Annotated in this window: 17 protein-coding genes; 11 read left to right on the forward strand and 6 right to left on the reverse strand. The window is 59.9% G+C overall.

Annotated elements, in window-relative coordinates; translation table 11 throughout:
- Window positions 1-153: 153 nt before the first annotated feature.
- A complete protein-coding gene (gene cysQ, locus ACP7BX_RS26705; protein WP_426130833.1) occupies window positions 154-990 on the reverse strand; it encodes a 3'(2'),5'-bisphosphate nucleotidase CysQ in 837 nt (278 codons plus the stop codon).
- Window positions 987-1,553 carry an ADP compounds hydrolase NudE gene (gene nudE, locus ACP7BX_RS26710; RefSeq protein WP_016979064.1) on the reverse strand — a complete coding sequence of 189 codons (567 nt, stop codon included), beginning with the start codon at window positions 1,551-1,553 and terminating at the stop codon, window positions 987-989. The genes cysQ and nudE overlap by 4 nt, the downstream gene beginning before the upstream one ends.
- Before the next feature lie 87 nt (window positions 1,554-1,640).
- Between nudE and yrfG the strand changes: the two genes are divergently transcribed.
- Entirely contained in the window at window positions 1,641-2,303 is a 663-nt protein-coding gene (gene yrfG / locus ACP7BX_RS26715) for a GMP/IMP nucleotidase (RefSeq protein ID WP_426130831.1), read from the forward strand.
- Between the two features lie 32 nt (window positions 2,304-2,335).
- On the opposite strand, the gene lysM is transcribed toward yrfG, so the two are convergent.
- The gene (gene lysM, locus ACP7BX_RS26720; protein ID WP_033898718.1) at window positions 2,336-2,776 is read right to left on the reverse strand and encodes a peptidoglycan-binding protein LysM; all 441 of its coding nucleotides are present in this window, start codon (window positions 2,774-2,776) and stop codon (window positions 2,336-2,338) included.
- Window positions 2,777-2,908: 132 nt separating this feature from the next.
- Between lysM and ACP7BX_RS26725 the strand changes: the two genes are divergently transcribed.
- The 4 genes from ACP7BX_RS26725 to ACP7BX_RS26740 all read left to right on the forward strand — a co-directional run bounded on the left by ACP7BX_RS26725 (window position 2,909) and on the right by ACP7BX_RS26740 (window position 7,760).
- On the forward strand, window positions 2,909-3,796 hold the full coding sequence (locus ACP7BX_RS26725) for a LysR family transcriptional regulator (RefSeq protein ID WP_038845153.1): 888 nt from the start codon (window positions 2,909-2,911) through the stop codon (window positions 3,794-3,796).
- Between the two features lie 97 nt (window positions 3,797-3,893).
- The gene (gene fdhD / locus ACP7BX_RS26730; protein ID WP_038845154.1) at window positions 3,894-4,733 is read left to right on the forward strand and encodes a formate dehydrogenase accessory sulfurtransferase FdhD; all 840 of its coding nucleotides are present in this window, start codon (window positions 3,894-3,896) and stop codon (window positions 4,731-4,733) included.
- Window positions 4,730-7,078, forward strand: coding sequence for an FdhF/YdeP family oxidoreductase (locus tag ACP7BX_RS26735; protein ID WP_038845155.1), 2,349 nt, complete (start codon window positions 4,730-4,732; stop codon window positions 7,076-7,078). Before fdhD ends, ACP7BX_RS26735 begins: the two co-directional genes overlap by 4 nt.
- 202 nt (window positions 7,079-7,280) lie before the next feature.
- Window positions 7,281-7,760 (forward strand): glycine zipper domain-containing protein, encoded by a 480-nt coding sequence (locus tag ACP7BX_RS26740; RefSeq protein WP_133076531.1) that lies wholly within the window; start codon window positions 7,281-7,283, stop codon window positions 7,758-7,760.
- A gap of 25 nt (window positions 7,761-7,785) precedes the next feature.
- Here ACP7BX_RS26740 and ACP7BX_RS26745 read toward each other — a convergent pair whose 3' ends face one another.
- Window positions 7,786-8,217, reverse strand: coding sequence for an acyl-CoA thioesterase (locus tag ACP7BX_RS26745; RefSeq protein ID WP_016979057.1), 432 nt, complete (start codon window positions 8,215-8,217; stop codon window positions 7,786-7,788).
- A gap of 23 nt (window positions 8,218-8,240) precedes the next feature.
- Window positions 8,241-10,178 (reverse strand): RecQ family ATP-dependent DNA helicase, encoded by a 1,938-nt coding sequence (locus tag ACP7BX_RS26750; protein ID WP_426130827.1) that lies wholly within the window; start codon window positions 10,176-10,178, stop codon window positions 8,241-8,243.
- Window positions 10,179-10,342: 164 nt separating this feature from the next.
- Here ACP7BX_RS26750 and ACP7BX_RS26755 point away from each other — a divergent pair, with 164 nt between their 5' ends.
- The 6 genes from ACP7BX_RS26755 to ACP7BX_RS26780 all read left to right on the forward strand — a co-directional run bounded on the left by ACP7BX_RS26755 (window position 10,343) and on the right by ACP7BX_RS26780 (window position 14,467).
- Window positions 10,343-11,392, forward strand: coding sequence for a S8 family peptidase (locus tag ACP7BX_RS26755; protein ID WP_426130825.1), 1,050 nt, complete (start codon window positions 10,343-10,345; stop codon window positions 11,390-11,392).
- 115 nt (window positions 11,393-11,507) lie between these two features.
- Window positions 11,508-11,678, forward strand: a complete 171-nt coding sequence (locus tag ACP7BX_RS26760) for a YhfG family protein (RefSeq protein WP_016979054.1) — start codon at window positions 11,508-11,510, stop codon at window positions 11,676-11,678.
- Window positions 11,678-12,277, forward strand: coding sequence for a putative adenosine monophosphate-protein transferase Fic (locus ACP7BX_RS26765; RefSeq protein ID WP_426130823.1), 600 nt, complete (start codon window positions 11,678-11,680; stop codon window positions 12,275-12,277). The genes ACP7BX_RS26760 and ACP7BX_RS26765 overlap by 1 nt, the downstream gene beginning before the upstream one ends.
- A gap of 204 nt (window positions 12,278-12,481) precedes the next feature.
- A complete protein-coding gene (locus tag ACP7BX_RS26770; protein ID WP_426130821.1) occupies window positions 12,482-12,952 on the forward strand; it encodes a hypothetical protein in 471 nt (156 codons plus the stop codon).
- A 277-nt stretch (window positions 12,953-13,229) separates the two neighbouring features.
- Complete coding sequence (locus ACP7BX_RS26775; protein WP_426130819.1) at window positions 13,230-13,586, forward strand: DUF1493 family protein; 357 nt, start codon at window positions 13,230-13,232, stop codon at window positions 13,584-13,586.
- A 17-nt stretch (window positions 13,587-13,603) separates the two neighbouring features.
- Window positions 13,604-14,467, forward strand: coding sequence for an EamA family transporter (locus ACP7BX_RS26780; protein WP_426130817.1), 864 nt, complete (start codon window positions 13,604-13,606; stop codon window positions 14,465-14,467).
- Window positions 14,468-14,524: 57 nt separating this feature from the next.
- On the opposite strand, the gene ACP7BX_RS26785 is transcribed toward ACP7BX_RS26780, so the two are convergent.
- Window positions 14,525-16,066, reverse strand: coding sequence for a phosphoenolpyruvate carboxykinase (locus tag ACP7BX_RS26785; RefSeq protein WP_016979047.1), 1,542 nt, complete (start codon window positions 16,064-16,066; stop codon window positions 14,525-14,527).
- Window positions 16,067-16,107: the final 41 nt, after the last annotated feature.

The following is a 16,107-nucleotide window of genomic DNA, read 5'->3' on the forward strand; positions in this document are numbered from 1 at the left end:
AGAGTCGGAATCTGGCTTTTAGTCGCCGCCCACCCCTTCAAGTCTAAACATACAAGCTGGCTTGCCTGCGATGGCGGCCTGACAGTCACCTTTTCAGTGACTGATCTTCCGCTATCGCAGGCAAGCCAGCTCCCACATTGATTTATGCCAGCCTTAAGAGCGGGCCAGGGTCAGCAACCGCTCACGCCAAGCCGCCTTCGCCGGCAACGCCAGAAAGAACGGATTCAACAACGATGCCCGCGCCGGATAGCTGAACGGTTCACCGCTCAACTCCAACACCTCGCCTCCCGCCCCTTCCAATACACCTTGGGCGGCCGCCGTGTCCCACTGGGAAGTCAGCGCCAGTCGCGGGTAGCAATCGGCACTGCCTTCAGCCAACAGGCAAAACTTCAGCGAGCTGCCGATATTCGCCAGCTTCAATGCGCCCAGGCCCTCACTCAAGCCGTCCAGCAAACGCTCCTGCTCAGGGCTGGAATGCCGACGGCTGGCCACCACGGTAAACGACTCACCTGCTGCGGGTGCCTCGCGCACCTGGATCTGCTTGGGTGCTTCATTCACATCCGAGCGCCAGGCGCCCAGGCCAGCGCCACCGAAGTAACAACGGCCGCTGGTGGGCATCGACACCACGCCAAACACCACGCGGCCCTGCTCGATCAGGGCGATGTTCACGGTGAATTCTTCGCTGCCGGCGATAAACTCCTTGGTGCCGTCCAGTGGGTCCACCAACCACCAGCGCTGCCAGCCGGCGCGTACGCTTTGGTCGATGTCGGCGTCTTCCTCGGACAACACCGGAATGCTCGGGTCCAGCGCGGTCAGGCCCGCCAGGATCAGGTGATGAGCCGCCAGATCCGCTGCCGTCACGGGCGAATCGTCGGCTTTGGAGGTCACGGCCACGTCAGCACGCCAGTACGGCAAAATCACTTCACCGGCCTGGCGAGCCAGTTCGATCACAGAGGCAATAAACGGGTGGCCTAAAAACAGTTCGCTCATGCGGTAAACGCTCCACGCTGGGTCAACAGGTCTCGTACCAGGTACAGCGCAGCCAGGGCACGGCCTTCGCTGAATTGCTCGTTTTGCGCGAGCATCGACAGTTCGCGCAGGTTGACCCGGTCCACACGCATCGGCTCAGGTTCATCGCCTTCCAGGCGTTCTTCATAGAGATCGGTGGCCAGTACCACCTGGATTTTCTGGCTCATGTAGCCTGGCGACAGCGACAGTTCGGTGAGGTGTTCCAACTGCCGCGCGCCATAGCCAGCCTCTTCCTTGAGTTCGCGGTTTGCCGCCGCCAGTACGTCTTCGCCAGGTTCGATCAACCCTTTGGGCAACGACAACTCATATTCGTCGGTACCGCCGCAGTATTCTTCCACCAGCAATGCATGGTCCGCGTCGATCATTGCCACGATCATCACCGCGCCGTAACCGGCACCGCGGCCCACCAGGCGCTCGTAGGTCCGTTCAACGCCATTGGAAAAGCGCAGTTGCACTTCCTCCACGCGGAACAAACGGCTACTGGCGACTATTTCGCGGGCGAGGACGGTGGGTTTCTGGCGCATGAGCGGCTCCTTGGCGTGATCGGGTTACTATACCGTGGCTTTTCCGATTGTCTGTGTCGGATATTTTTACTTACATGAGACCACCCCATGCCTTCTTTGCCCTGGCACGCCATCGACACTGTCCTGCTGGACATGGACGGCACCCTGCTCGACCTGCATTTCGACAACCACTTCTGGATGGAGCACCTGCCCCAGCGCTACGCCGAGTTGCACGGAGTAAGCCGGGCCATGGCAGAGATGGAGTTGCAGCCTCTGTTCGAGCGTAACGCCGGACAGTTGCAATGGTATTGCCTGGACTTCTGGAGTGCGGAACTGAAGATCCCGGTGCGCGAACTCAAGCTGGAAACCGCCCACCTCATCGCTCTGCGCCCGGACGCCGACACCTTCCTGGCGGCAATCAAACAGGCCGGCAAACGTGTGATCCTGATCACCAACGCTCATCGTGATTCGCTGTCATTGAAGTTGGAACGCATTGAACTGGCGCCGTATTTCGAACGGTTGATCAGCTCCCACGACTACGGTTTCGCCAAGGAAAACCCGCAGTTCTGGGATGCCCTGCAAGCCGACATCCACTTCGACCCGGCCCGCAGTCTGTTTATCGACGATACCTTGCCGATCCTGCGCAGCGCCCAGGCGTTTGGCGTCGGGCATTTGCTGGCGGTGAAGGAGCCAGACAGCCAGAAGGGGCCAAAGGACACGGCGGAGTTTGCAGCGATGGAGGATTATCGCGAGCTGATTATCGGGTTGTAGGAGCGAGCACGCCCGCCCCTACAGCGTGTTGCTTACTCAGGAATACGCAAAGTCTGCCCTGGGTAAATCTTGTCCGGGTGCGACAACAGCGGCTTGTTAGCCTCGAAGATTTTGTTGTACTGGTTGGCGTTGCCATACACCGCCAGGGAAATCGCGCTGAGGGTGTCGCCCTTTTTCACCACGACGAAACGAGCGGCAGCCACGGCCGGGCCGGAGACGGTGATCTGGTCATCCACACTGGCCACACCGGCGATATTGCCCAGCGCCAACAGGATCTTCTCTTTCTCTTCCTGGGTGGCGACTTCACCGGTCACGGTCACCTTGTCGCCATCCACTGTGGTCTGCACATTCGGATTACCCAGACCCACTTTGGACACGTGGTCCTTCAACTGCTCGCTGGCGTTTGCATTACCCGGCGTCAACAGGTCGACAATCTTTTCGCCGGCTTCCTTGATAAAGCTGAAAATGCTCATAGTGCGCTCTCCTTGGGATTTGAGTTCCAGATGCCCAAGACTAGACCAGTCCTGTGGATTTGGGTTCCGGCCCGGCCAAAGACCCAAACGCGCTAGAATCCCCCCGCCATTGGAATAAGCCCTGGAGCGAAGATGGACATCAAACAGCTGAAATTCCTCATCGCCCTCGACGAAACCCGTCACTTCGGCCAGGCGGCGGCGCGTTGCCACATCACCCAACCGACCCTGTCGATGCGCCTGCGCAACCTTGAGGAAGAGCTTGATCTGCCATTGGTCAATCGTGGCCAGCGCTTCGAAGGCTTTACCGCACCCGGCGAACGCGTGCTGGCGTGGGCACGCACGGTGCTGGCGGCGTATGACGGTCTGCAGGCCGAGGCGGCGGCTTGTCGCGGCAACCTGGTGGGCACATTGCGCCTGGGCGTGGTGCCACTGTCGAGCTTTGATCCTTTAGCCTTGATGCAGCAACTGCATAAGGAACACCCAAGCCTGCGCTTTGAGCTCTCCGCGCTCAGCTCGGAGCAGATCCTGGAACAACTGGCGAGTAACCGGCTGGACTTGGGCGTGTCCTACCTGGAACGCCTGGACAACGAGCGCTTCGACTCGCTGGCCTTGGGCGAAACCCGCATGGGCCTGCTCTACGACCAGCGCTTCTTCAGTTTCGGTGATACGCCGTTGAGCTGGGAGGCGCTGATCGAACTGCCGTTGGGCATGCTCACCAGCGGCATGCACTTTCGCCAATCCATCGACCACAACTTCCACAGCCGTGGGCTTAACCCGCAACCGCTGCTGCAGACCGACGCCGTCCATCAATTGTTACAAGCCGTGCACGGTGGATTGTGTTGCGCGGTGATGCCGCTGGATGGGGGCCTGGACGCACTCACCGAACACCTGCGCCTGCAGCCGATCGAGGACGCCCACACCCTCGCGCGCCTGGGGCTGATCATGCGCCGCAGCGCCCCACGCTCTGCACTGGCGGAGGCATGTTTCGCGCTGTATCAGAAATCGCAAAACGAATCTTGATCGACGTCATCTATCGGTAGATCAGTACTGGCAATTAGACGCGACGCTTTGTCGCGCCTAGTCTAAACACTGATCAATCCGCCGGTGGTACTGCCCCATGAACGCCAAGCGCCCAGTCTGCGCGGCGCCCGCTCTCGAAACGCCAGCGCCCGCCGCCAGCCAGAGCTACCAGTATTGCAATCTCGAACACACAGAATCCGCCAGCACAGCCTTGGCGGAAGAAGTGGCGTTGGCGATTGCCTATAACGACATCAGCCAAGCGGTGATGCTGGTGACGCCGACGGACTTGGAAGACTTTATTGTCGGTTTCAGCATCGGTAGCGGCATTATCGCCGACGTTAGCGATATTTATGATCTGAAACTCAGCGGCTCGGGCTCAGCCCAATACGCTCAGGTGCAGATCTCCAGCCGTGCCTTCTGGAACCTCAAACAACAGCGCCGCCAGTTGGCAGGCACCAGCGGCTGTGGCTTGTGTGGCGTGGAAGCCGTTGAACAGGCCCTGCCAGACTTACAGGTATTGCCCGGCGCGCCCTTGCCGCCCGCCGAGTGGCTGGATGGCCTGCGCCAACGCATCAGCGCCTTTCAGCCTTTGGGCCAATACAGCGGCGCCGTGCATGCGGCCGTGTTCATGAACAGCCAGGGCGAGTTGTTGCTCGGTCGTGAAGACATCGGCCGGCACAACGCCCTGGATAAATTGATCGGCGCCTTGATCCGCCAAAAGATTCCGACCGAAGGCGGCCTGGCGATTGTTACCAGCCGTTGCAGCCTGGAGTTGATCCAGAAAGTCCTGCGCGCGGGCATCCAGACCCTGGTCAGCCTGTCGTCACCCACCGGACTGGCCCTGCAATGGGCCCGCCGGCATAACCTCAATCTCATCCACCTGCCGCAGAAAAGTGCGCCGCGGGTCTACAGCCCTGCGATGGAGAACCAGCCATGAGCCAGCACCACCAAGCCGACCAAACCCCCACCCCGCGCTACAAGCCTTACAAAGGCGCAGCCGGTGGCTGGGGCGCACTGATCAGCGTGGCGCAGGCCTGGCTGACCAGCGACAACGCGCTGAAAAACCTGCGCATGATGCTCAAGACCAACCAGAACGGCGGCTTCGACTGCCCCGGTTGCGCCTGGGGTGATTCGCCGGAAAGCGGCATGGTCAAGTTCTGCGAGAACGGCGCCAAGGCGGTGAACTGGGAAGCCACCAAGCGTCGCGTCGACGCGGCGTTCTTCGCCAAACACAGCGTGACGGCCCTGCTGGAGCAAAGCGACTACTGGCTGGAATACCAAGGCCGCCTGACTGAGCCTATGCGCTACGACGCTGAAACCGACCGCTACACGCCCATCAGTTGGGAAGCGGCCTTCGACCTGGTTGGCAAGCATCTCAACGCCCTGCCGAGCCCGGACATGGCCGAGTTCTACACCTCGGGCCGCGCCAGCAACGAGGCGGCGTACCTGTATCAGCTGTTCGTGCGCGCCTACGGCACCAACAACTTCCCCGACTGTTCGAACATGTGCCACGAAGCCAGCGGCGTTGCCCTGGCGCAAAGCGTGGGCGTCGGCAAAGGCACCGTGACCTTTGATGACTTCGAACACGCCGATGCGATTTTCGTCTGGGGCCAGAACCCCGGCACCAACCACCCGCGCATGCTCGAACCGCTGCGCGAGGCGGTCAAGCGTGGCGCCCAGGTTGTGTGCATCAACCCGCTGAAAGAGCGCGGCCTGGAACGCTTCCAGCATCCGCAACACCCACTGGAAATGCTCACCAACGGCGACAAACCGACCAACACCGCCTACTTCCGCCCGGCCTTGGGTGGCGACATGGCCATCCTGCGCGGCATGGCCAAGTTCCTGCTGCTGTGGGAGCGCCAGGCGCAGGCCGAAGGCAAAGAAGCCGTGTTCGACCACGACTTCCTCAACGAACACACCGCCAACGTGCTGGATTACCTGGGCAAGATCGACGACACCTCCTGGGATGAAATCGTCGAACAGTCCGGCCTCACCCTGGTGGAGATCGAGCAAGCGGCGCGCATGTACGCCAAAGGCAAGAACGTGATCATGTGCTGGGCGATGGGCATCACCCAGCACCGCCATTCGGTGCCGACCATCCAGGAAATCGCCAACCTGATGCTGCTGCGCGGCAACATCGGCCGCCCAGGCGCCGGCCTGTGCCCGGTGCGTGGCCACAGTAACGTGCAGGGCGACCGCACCATGGGCATCAACGAACGCCCGCCGGTGGCGTTCCTCGACTCCCTGGAACGGCGCTTCCAGTTCCAGGTGCCGCGCGTCAATGGCCACAACGTGGTCGAAGCGATTCACGCCATGCTTGAAGGCCGCTCCAAGGTGTTTATCGGCCTGGGTGGCAACTTTGCCCAAGCCACGCCGGACAGCCCGCGCACCTTCGAAGCCCTGCGTAATTGCGACTTGACCGTGCAGATCAGCACCAAGCTCAACCGCAGCCACCTGATGCACGGCAAAGACGCGCTGATCCTGCCGTGCCTGGGCCGTACCGACATCGACATCCAGGCCGACGGCCCGCAAGCGGTGACAGTGGAAGACTCGTTCAGCATGGTCCACGGCTCCAACGGCCAGTTGCAGCCGCTGTCGAAGCTGATGAAGTCGGAGCCTGCGATTCTGGCCGGTATCGCTGCCGCCACCCTGGGCAGCAAGCCGGTGGATTGGAACTGGCTGGTGGCCGATTACGGGCGCATCCGCGACCTGATCGCCGACACCATTCCGGGTTTCAAGGACTTCAACGAGAAAATCAAGAATCCGGGTGGCTTCTACCTGGGCAACTCCGCCGGTGCACGTCGCTGGAACACCCCGTCGGGGCGCGCCAACTTCCGTCCGAACATCCTGCCCAAGGACCTGATCCACGAACGCACTCATGCGACCGGTCGTGTGCCCGACCTGATCATGCAATCGATGCGCTCCCACGATCAGTACAACACTACCATTTATGGCCTGGACGACCGCTACCGTGGGGTCAAGGGCCAGCGCGACGTGCTGTTCGTCAACGAAGCCGACATCATCCGCCTGGGCTTCAAGCCGGGACAGAAGGCCGACATCGTGTCGCTGTGGGAAGACGGTCGCGAGCGCCGCGTGAAGGGCTTCACCCTGCTGGCGTTTGATATTCCGGCCGGGCAGGCTGCGGCCTATTACCCGGAAGTGAACCCACTGGTGCCGCTGGAAAGCACAGGGGATGGCAGCCACACGCCGACGTCGAAGTTCGTGGCAATCCGTTTGGAAGCGGCGAGTGACAATGGCCTGATCATGGCGCGCTCTGCATAAATCTTCGGGCACAAAAAAAGGCCGCTTTTGCATAAAAGCGGCCATTCCGAAGTAGTTAAAGACTCACAAAAACAACTTAAGTTCCCCAACAAAAACAGTAACTTAGCGAATTGTGTACAACTCGTGTTACTGGTCGGATTTCTATTGTCACCACTCCGATACAGCCTCAGGATCGCGCCGTCATCCTCTTGAGGTCTCCCTAATGAAGTTCTCCTCGATTCTCTTGTTGTCCCTTGGCCTGGTCAGTGGCGCAGCCATGGCCGGTGGCACCACCGAAGCCGGTGTGGGCGGCGCATTGGGCGGGGTTCTAGGCTCGGTTGTTGGCCAGTCGATCGGCGGCAACACCGGCTCGACCATTGGCGCAGCCCTGGGCGGCGCAGGCGGCAGCGCGGTGGGTGCGGACAAACGCAGCCGTGGCGAAGCGGCCATTGGTGGCGCACTGGGCGCGGCCGGTGGCAACGTGGTGGGCCGCAGTGTCGGCGGCGGCACCGGCGCACTGATCGGTTCAGCGGCCGGCGGTGGCGCAGGTGGCGCGTTGGGTAACTACATGGGCAACAAGAGCGATGACGATGATCGTCGCTCCCGTGGACGTGATAACCGTCGCTATGACCGCGATGATCACCGTGGCCGCGGTCATGCCTATGGCCATCGCAAGAACAAGCATCATTACCGTCACCGCTAAGGCCTGAGGGTGTAGGCGTTCGCGCCTACACCACCAACCGCTGCAACGCCTCGCGCAACATCCCCGGAATCGTCACCGGCTGGTTCGAACCCCGCTCCACAAACACATGCACAAAGCGCCCCGCCGCACAGGCCTCTTCTTCACCCTGCTTGAACACCGCCAATTCGTACTGCACTGAACTATTGCCCAGCTTGCCTACCCGCAAGCCGATTTCGATGCGTTCGGGAAAGGCAATCGACGCGAAATAATCGCACGCCGAACTCACCACAAACCCCACCACTTCACCGTCATGAATATCCAGCCCACCTTGCTCTATCAGGTAGGTATTCACCGCCGTGTCGAAAAAGCTGTAGTACGTCACGTTGTTCACATGACCATACACATCGTTGTCGTGCCAACGCGTGATGATCGGCTGGAAGTGCGGGTAATCGGCGCGTTGTGGCACTGAATCAGACATGGGCAAGTCTCGTGAAAATGGGGTTACAGGTCATTCAGATGGGCCTGGGCCCACTCGCGGACCTCGGCGTACGGATAATCTTCCAACGCAGCAAAGCCCGGAATGCCCCGTGCTTTCAACTTGGTAAACAACGGCACACTGATGCCGCCAAGGAAACGCGTCAGGCGTTCCGCCCCAGGCAATTGGCCGGTGTGTTCATGATGCCTGTGGATAAAATCATCGCACAGCCCCATGAAGTTTTTATCCACAAGCGGCGGCAAACCTGGCGGCGGCGGAAGGTGCGCAACATGGCCGTGGCACACCGAGCAATGCCCGCAACGCTGGGGCGCATTTTCATCGCCGAAATACTGCGCCAGGCGTTGACCCAGACAATGCTCGGTGGCGAACAGATCGAGCATGGCGTGAATCCGTGCAACCTCACCCACCTCATGCTGCTTGAAGCCTGTGTATAACTCGGTGCTCAGCGCCTGTGGATCAAAATCGGTATCAAGCAAGCTGTAGACCTCCGTCATCTGCTTGCTCTCAAGCTCGATCAGGCCTTGCTCCTGGAAGTAATCCAACGCCTTCACCACCCGGCTACGCTCGGCATTGTGCTGTTGATAAAGCGCGTCAAAATCCACCGTCGCCCAGGTCTTGGCCCGCTTGCACACCTGGATGATCGCCGCGACAAACTGCTGCCGCTCACCCGTAAAACGCGCGAGCAAAGCCTCGGGTTCGATCAGGTACTTGAAACGGTACTCGGCATAAAACGCATAACGCGGCGCAATCACGCCCTTGAGCTCCAACTGCACCAGCAGCGTCTTCAACGGCAGCTCGCGGATGTTGCTGTGGTCCGACAAGGACCTGAGCAAAAACTCCCACTGCCCATCGCCTCGCACGGCCTGCAACTCTTCGAGCACTCGGCGAATGCCCTCCTGCTCCGGCGTATCGCCGTACACGAAGTTTTCCAGCACATTGAGGCTGTCGCGGTTGGCCAACACCAGGCAATCGGACGGTTGCCCATCACGCCCCGCGCGGCCGATTTCCTGGCTGTAGTTCTCGATGGACTTGGGCAGGTCAAAGTGCACCACATTGCGGATATCACTTTTGTCGATGCCCATGCCAAACGCGATGGTGGCGACGATGCAATTGGAGCGCCCACCCATGAAGCGCTGCTGGATACCCTCGCGTTTATCGTGAGGCAAACCGGCGTGATAGGCCTCGGCCTGGATACCGTTGCGGTTCAAATGCTCGGCAATCTGCTCGGCGGTTTTCTGCAGGGTGACGTAGACGATGCTCGGCTGATCGGCACGCTCGCCCATCCATTGCACCAACCGTCGACGCTTGTCCGCACCGCTGACCGGCTCCACCAACAGGTTGAGATTGGGCCGGTAAAAGCCCGTGGTGACCACATCGTCCGGTGCAATGGCGAACTTCGCCTGCATGTCGGCAATCACCTTGGGCGTCGCTGTAGCCGTCAACAGCAGCGCTTGTGGGATATTGAACTGACGCTGGTAGTCCGGCAGCTTCAAATAGTCCGGACGGAAGTTGTGGCCCCACTCGGAAATACAGTGCGCCTCGTCCACCACCAACAGCGAGATCTGCACGCTTTGCAGGAAGTTACGAAAGCGCTCGTTCTTCAGGCGCTCAACAGAAATCATCAGGATCTTCAACTCGCCCGACCGCGCGCGGGCCATCACCTCATTGGCGTCCTCGCGGCTCTGGGCCGAATCGATACTGCCTGCCGAAATGCCGTGGCGCTGCAAGAAACCCAGCTGGTCCTGCATCAGCGCCAACAGCGGCGATACCACCAGCGTCAGGTGCGGCAGCAGCACCGCCGACAGCTGATAACACAGGGACTTTCCCGACCCCGTTGGAAAAATAGCCGCTGCCGAACGGCCGGCCAGCACGGCGCTGACCGTTTCTTCCTGGCCGAGGCGAAACTGTGGATAACCAAAAACCTGCTGGAGGGTGTCGTGCATAGGCTGTCACTCCGTTGACCGCTGAAGGAATCAAAAACATAGATCAGCGATCAAGAAAAGGTCGGGGATAAACGCTACAAACTGATACAGAGAAAACCAGCAAGCCCGCGCAAAAACGCAGACAGTAACACGCCAGATCACCTACCCCCGACAAGGAGTCGTGGATGTCTCGATGCACACTGTTTTCACTGCAACACCTCGTCGTGTTCACGCTGTCGTTATTGCTGCTGGGCTGTGCAAATGCCCCCGCCCCAATACCTGCCGAACCGGACACACAGCGTTTTGAAACGCCCGAATACTTCGAGCAAAAAGCCCTGCCCATTGTAAAAGCCTCCTCCCTCTACGCGCGGGGTGGCACCGGCCAGGGCGTTAAAGTCGCGCTGATCGACTCTGGGCTCAACCAGGCATTGCCCGAGTTCTACGGCCGTGTAGCCGATCCGGGCTATGACTTTGTGACACAGCAGCCCGGCACCCTCGACATCAAGGGTCACGGCACCCAGATGGCCGGTATTCTCGCCGCCAACAAGAATGACAAGGGCATCCACGGCATCGCCTTCAACGCCCAGTTGATCCCCATGCGTTTCGGTGATGACAAGGAGCCGTTCTACTTCGACAGTGAAATCGCCCAGGCCTGGGAGCTGGCCTATAGCAAAGGGGCACGCATTTTCAGTAACTCATGGGCGAACCCCATTGAAGCCAACACCAACGAGGTTCCCATCTACGAACGCCTGATGGGTGACTCGTTGGGCGTGGCAAAAAAACTGGTGGGCGAAGGGGCTGTATTCGTCTTTTCAACAGGTAACGAGGTCAAGCGTGAGCCACTCGCCGAACCCGGCCTGCCCGCGCTGGTTCCGGAACTGGAGAAAGGCTGGATTGCCGTCATGGCCCTCAAGAACGACGGCACGGCCATCAATCTCAAATCCAATTATTGCGGCCTCGCGGCACGCTGGTGCATTGCGGTGCCAGGGGGCGATGGTGGCGCTGGGTTGTTGACCACCAACAAGGATGGCAGCTACGGACCCACCGCCGGCACATCGCCGGCCGCTGCGTTGGTCAGTGGTGCCTTGGCGGCATTGCAGAGTCGCTTTCCCGAGATGACACCGCAACAAGTGCGTGAACGCCTGCTCAGTACGGCGAATCGAACGGGTATCTATGCCAACAGCGAAGCCTATGGCCGAGGGTTGATGGACCTCGACGCCGCCTCGCGACCGTAGCCATTGCGCAAACAGACAATGCCCCCACTGGGGCACGTTGATGTGATTTTTTCTCCGGCCTACCCTCTGAAGCATTGCGCTACAATGAAGCCTTGCTACCCAGGAGTACGCTGCCATGAGCGAACCGACGTTTGAGCAAAAACAGGATCACTACCACAAGATCCGCCGTTCCAATTACCTGGCCAGCCTGCGCCTGGAAGGGTTCGACACCCAACCCGCCGACGTCGACAAACCCCTGCCGACCCGCGAAGCCGTCCTCGCCAAGTACCGCAACACCCCACGCTGATGCTCGACAAATACGGGGTGGGCCAAGATCCGTACTGCTATCCCGGTAGTAGCGTGCTGCGCAACCGCCTCGATTTGCACGACGAAGCCCGCCTGCAACAAGCCGAGCGGGAATTATCCGAAATCGCCGTAGGCAACCTCCCCCTCTTCCCACCGCCCTACGACCTCGACCGCCTGCAACACATCCACCGCACCTTGTTCGGCGACCTCTACGACTGGGCCGGCGAATTGCGCAGCGTCAACATCCAGAAAGGCGACACCCTGTTCTGCACCCCGGAACGCATCCCGCCGGAAGCGGCGAAGATCATCCGGCGCATGCAAGAGGCGAACTGGTATGTGGGTGTGAGTCAGGCTGAGCTGATCACGCGCATTGCCGAGGCCTACGGCGACCTCAACGTCATCCACCCCTTCCGCGAAGGCAACGGCCGGGCGCAACGGATCTTGTTCGAACAGATCATCGTCAACGCCGGGTTTTCGGTGAACTGGTGGCTGGTGAAACACGCGGCGTGGATACCGGCGAATATCGATGCGGTGGCGTGTGATTACCGGGGGTTGGAGGCGATTTTTGAGCGGTGTGTGAGTCGGCCTGTTGGCAACTGACCACATGCCAGCTCGCCGCACACCACTCACCTGTTTCGCTGTTAAGTCACTGCAAGCCGCAAATCCCGGAAAGCCCTGTAAGAAACCTCCAAACGCTTCGACATCCGCTTCCGAAACTGCTTAAAACTCCTGCCCGCCCCTCTACAAAACTCACCTTTCTCTGACTGAAACTAGCGCCCTTTCAACAGCCCCCGGCAAATACCCGTGAACATCGAAAGGACTCAACATATCGGCCACTACGGTGTGATATTCACAGTGATTCGCTTCACTGTTTTACCAGGCAATCAGCATGCTCTAGCAAGTCTTGGCTTGCTGGAAGCAAAAGCGGCCGCTCCGCAAGTTCGGGATCATGTACGCAGACTTTACGAAAGAATGCTGGCTAAAGATTTTCCATGCGAAATAGCCATCGCAATTTCGTACCCCCTGAGACGCAATCAAGCCGATCGGCTTAACGACCAAAACATACTCATCAAGCAAATAATCTCTGGCGCGGTTGCAGCACCAGCAATTGTAATCTCCGCAGCTACGGCCGGTTTCGTTCGCGACACAATTGACAGCAAGCTTCGCAGCTATCACGCGGGGGATATCATCATCGGTCTGGATGCCAGCGTGAAAGGCGGCATAGGCCCACAGCGGTCAACGCTCTCAATGCATGTCTACCCGAACGAGCCTTAATCGCATGGCCCTGTACCTGCAATCCGTGTTTTTTTTCATTTTCTATCTGGTGCTGCACTACCAAATCACCGATTCCACCCTCAGAAAGCGCTTCGCTCTCATATTTATCGCAACAGGCCTCACCTTGACGTTCCTCCTACCCTACGTAGCGGTCATCCTCAGAATGCCCTTCCTCCCTGTCTTCATATTCTTGATAGGCTTGGCACTCTTCATCACTCGAAACGAATACTCGCTTCGCCGCAACCGTTCCCCTCACCCACTCCTGCGTGCCCCCACCATGAATCTCGCGCCCAACTTCCCCGAAGACCCCGTCATGCGGCAACTCCTGCAACTGCTGCACGAAGAAATCGGCCTGCCCAAACACAAGACGATCCGCCTGCAAACCTCGATCAACTTCGACCTCGGCTGCGACGGCAGTGAGGCCAAGCAACTGATGGAAGCGCTGGAGCAGGAATTTGCGCTCGACCTGGGCGACTTCGACACTTATCGTTACTTCAACCCGCCGGTGTTCGATGTGTTTCTCAAACGCCGCGCCAAGGGGCGCGGCGAAAAAGTGCCGCTGACCCTCGGTATGCTCTACCTGGCCATCAAGACTCAAAGCTGGGACACGCAGACGCTGGAAAACCTGAGCTGAAACACTAAGGACCTTACATGGACGTAACAATGGGCCTGCTGGCCGCCCTGCTCTGGGGTGGTACGGATTTTCTCGTGGGCCTCAACGCAAGAGCCGTGGGCGTTAAACGCGCGGTGTATTTCGGCCAAGCGCTCGGCTTCCTGATCATGACTGTGCTGCTGGTCATTCTCCCAAGCTTGCTGTTCAAATCCCTCGACGCCCCGCTGAGCGTGTGGCTGCTGGGTGTCGCCGCCGCCCTGCTCACCGTCTCCGGCGCCCTCGCGCTGTCCAAGGCCTTCGCCCTTGGCAAAGCCGCCATCGTCGCGCCGCTGGTGACGTCCTACGGCGTGGTGACCACCTTGCTGTCCTGGGCCAGCGGCGAGCAGATCAGCCTGACGCAACTGGGCTGCATCGCCGTGTGCGTGATCGGCGTGATCCTCTCCAGCATCCACAAGGACAACGGCGTCCCCCACAACAACCCTCGCCAGTCGATCGCCTACGCCATGCTCGCCGCCTTGCTGTATGGCACCAGTTTCTGGCTGCAGGGCCGCTACACCCTGCCCGCGCTGGGGCCGATCACCATGCTGTGGCTCGGTTACCTGGTGGGGCTCTGCGTATTGGTGGTGATGGTGCTGAAGATCAAGGACGGCCTGAAAATCCCACCGCTGAAAAACTGCGCAACGCTGACCGGTGCAAGCTTGATGAACCTAGGTGGGTTCTCGGCGTTTTCCTGGGGGGCGATGGCGGGGTCGGTGTCGGTGGTGACGGTGATCAGTACGTTGTCGGGCGGGATTGCGGCGATTCTGGGGTTTGTGTTTTTCAAGGAACGGTTGTCGGTGATGCAGGTGTTGGGGGTTGTGCTGGTACTGGTCGGGGCAGTGGTTTTGCACATCGCCGACTAAGCGTTCGCGCACAAAAAAGCCGCCCACAAGAGGCGGCTTTTTCACAACGCTCGAATCTTACAACTTAGGACCCGCAGCCTTGATCGCATCGCTCACTTCAAACTTCTTGAAGTTCTCGATGAACAGACCCGCCAGTGCCTTCGCCGCTTCGTCGTAGGCAGCTTTGTCGGCCCAGGTGTTACGTGGGTTCAACAGGCCGGTTTCAACGCCCGGTACGGCCAGTGGCACGTCGAGGTTGATAGTGTCGAGGTGTTCGGTTTCTGCACCGATCAACGCGCCGCTCTGGATCGCTGCGATGACGCCGCGAGTGGTCGGGATGTTGAAGCGGTTGCCGACGCCGTAGCCGCCGCCGGTCCAGCCGGTGTTGACCAGGTAGACCTTGGAGCCGAAGCCGCGGATGCGCTTGATCAGCAGCTCTGCGTATTCGCCAGCCGGGCGCGGGAAGAACGGTGCGCCGAAGCAGGTGGAGAAGGTCGACTTGATGCCGCCGCCGGAACCCATTTCGGTCGAGCCCACCAGTGCGGTGTAGCCGGACAGGAAGTGGTAGGCCGCTTGTTCTTCGCTGAGGATCGACACAGGCGGCAGTACGCCGGTCAGGTCGCAGGTCAGGAAGATTACCGCATTTGGCTCGCCGCCCAGGTTCTTCTCGGAACGCTTGGCAACGTGCTCCAGCGGGTAGGCCGCGCGGCTGTTCTGGGTCAGGCTGACGTTGGTGTAGTCGGCGTGCTTGGCCTCGTCGATCACCACGTTTTCCAGCACGGCGCCGTGCTTGATGGCTTTCCAGATGACCGGCTCGTTCTTCTCGGACAGGTCGATGCACTTGGCATAGCAACCGCCTTCGATGTTGAACACCACGCCTTCGCCCCAGCCGTGTTCGTCGTCACCGATCAGGTAACGGCTTTCGTCGGCGGACAGGGTGGTTTTACCGGTGCCCGACAGACCGAAGAACAGGGTCACGTCGCCTGCTTCGCCGATGTTGGCGGCGCAGTGCATTGGCAGCACGTCGGAAGCCGGCAGCAGGAAGTTCTGCACCGAGAACATGGCTTTCTTCATCTCACCGGCGTAACGCATGCCGGCGATCAGCACTTTCTTCTGGGCGAAGTTGAGGATCACGCAACCGTCGGAGTTGGTGCCGTCACGCTCTGGCACGCATTCGAAGTTGGCCACGTTGAGCACTTGCCACTCTTCACGACCGGCCGGGTTGTACTGGGCCGGGTTGATGAACAGGCAACGACCGAACAGGTTCTGCCAGGCAGTCTGGGTGGTCATTTTCACGGCCAGGTAGTGGTCTTCGGCAGCCCCTACGTGAACATGAGAAACGAAATGCTCTTGCGCGTTGTTGAAGGCCTCGACGCGAGCCCAAAGGGCATCGAACTTGTCGGCCGGGAACTTGCGGTTGATCGGGCCCCAGGCGATGGAAGCCTGGGTGGAAGGCTCTTCAACGATGAAACGATCGACCGGCGAACGGCCAGTACGGTGACCGGTTTCGACGACCAGCGCGCCAGTATCGGCGAGCACGCCTTCACCACGCTGCAGGGCTTCTTTAACCAGATCGTCAACACTCAGATCGGTGTATACGGCGTTGTTGGCTTGCGTCATGAGGTTCCCCGTCGGCCTATGGCCGAGTGCTCCAAACGTTT

This window comes from Pseudomonas sp. DWP3-1-3b3, assembly GCF_049896305.1.
GTDB lineage: Bacteria > Pseudomonadota > Gammaproteobacteria > Pseudomonadales > Pseudomonadaceae > Aquipseudomonas > Aquipseudomonas azotoformans_A.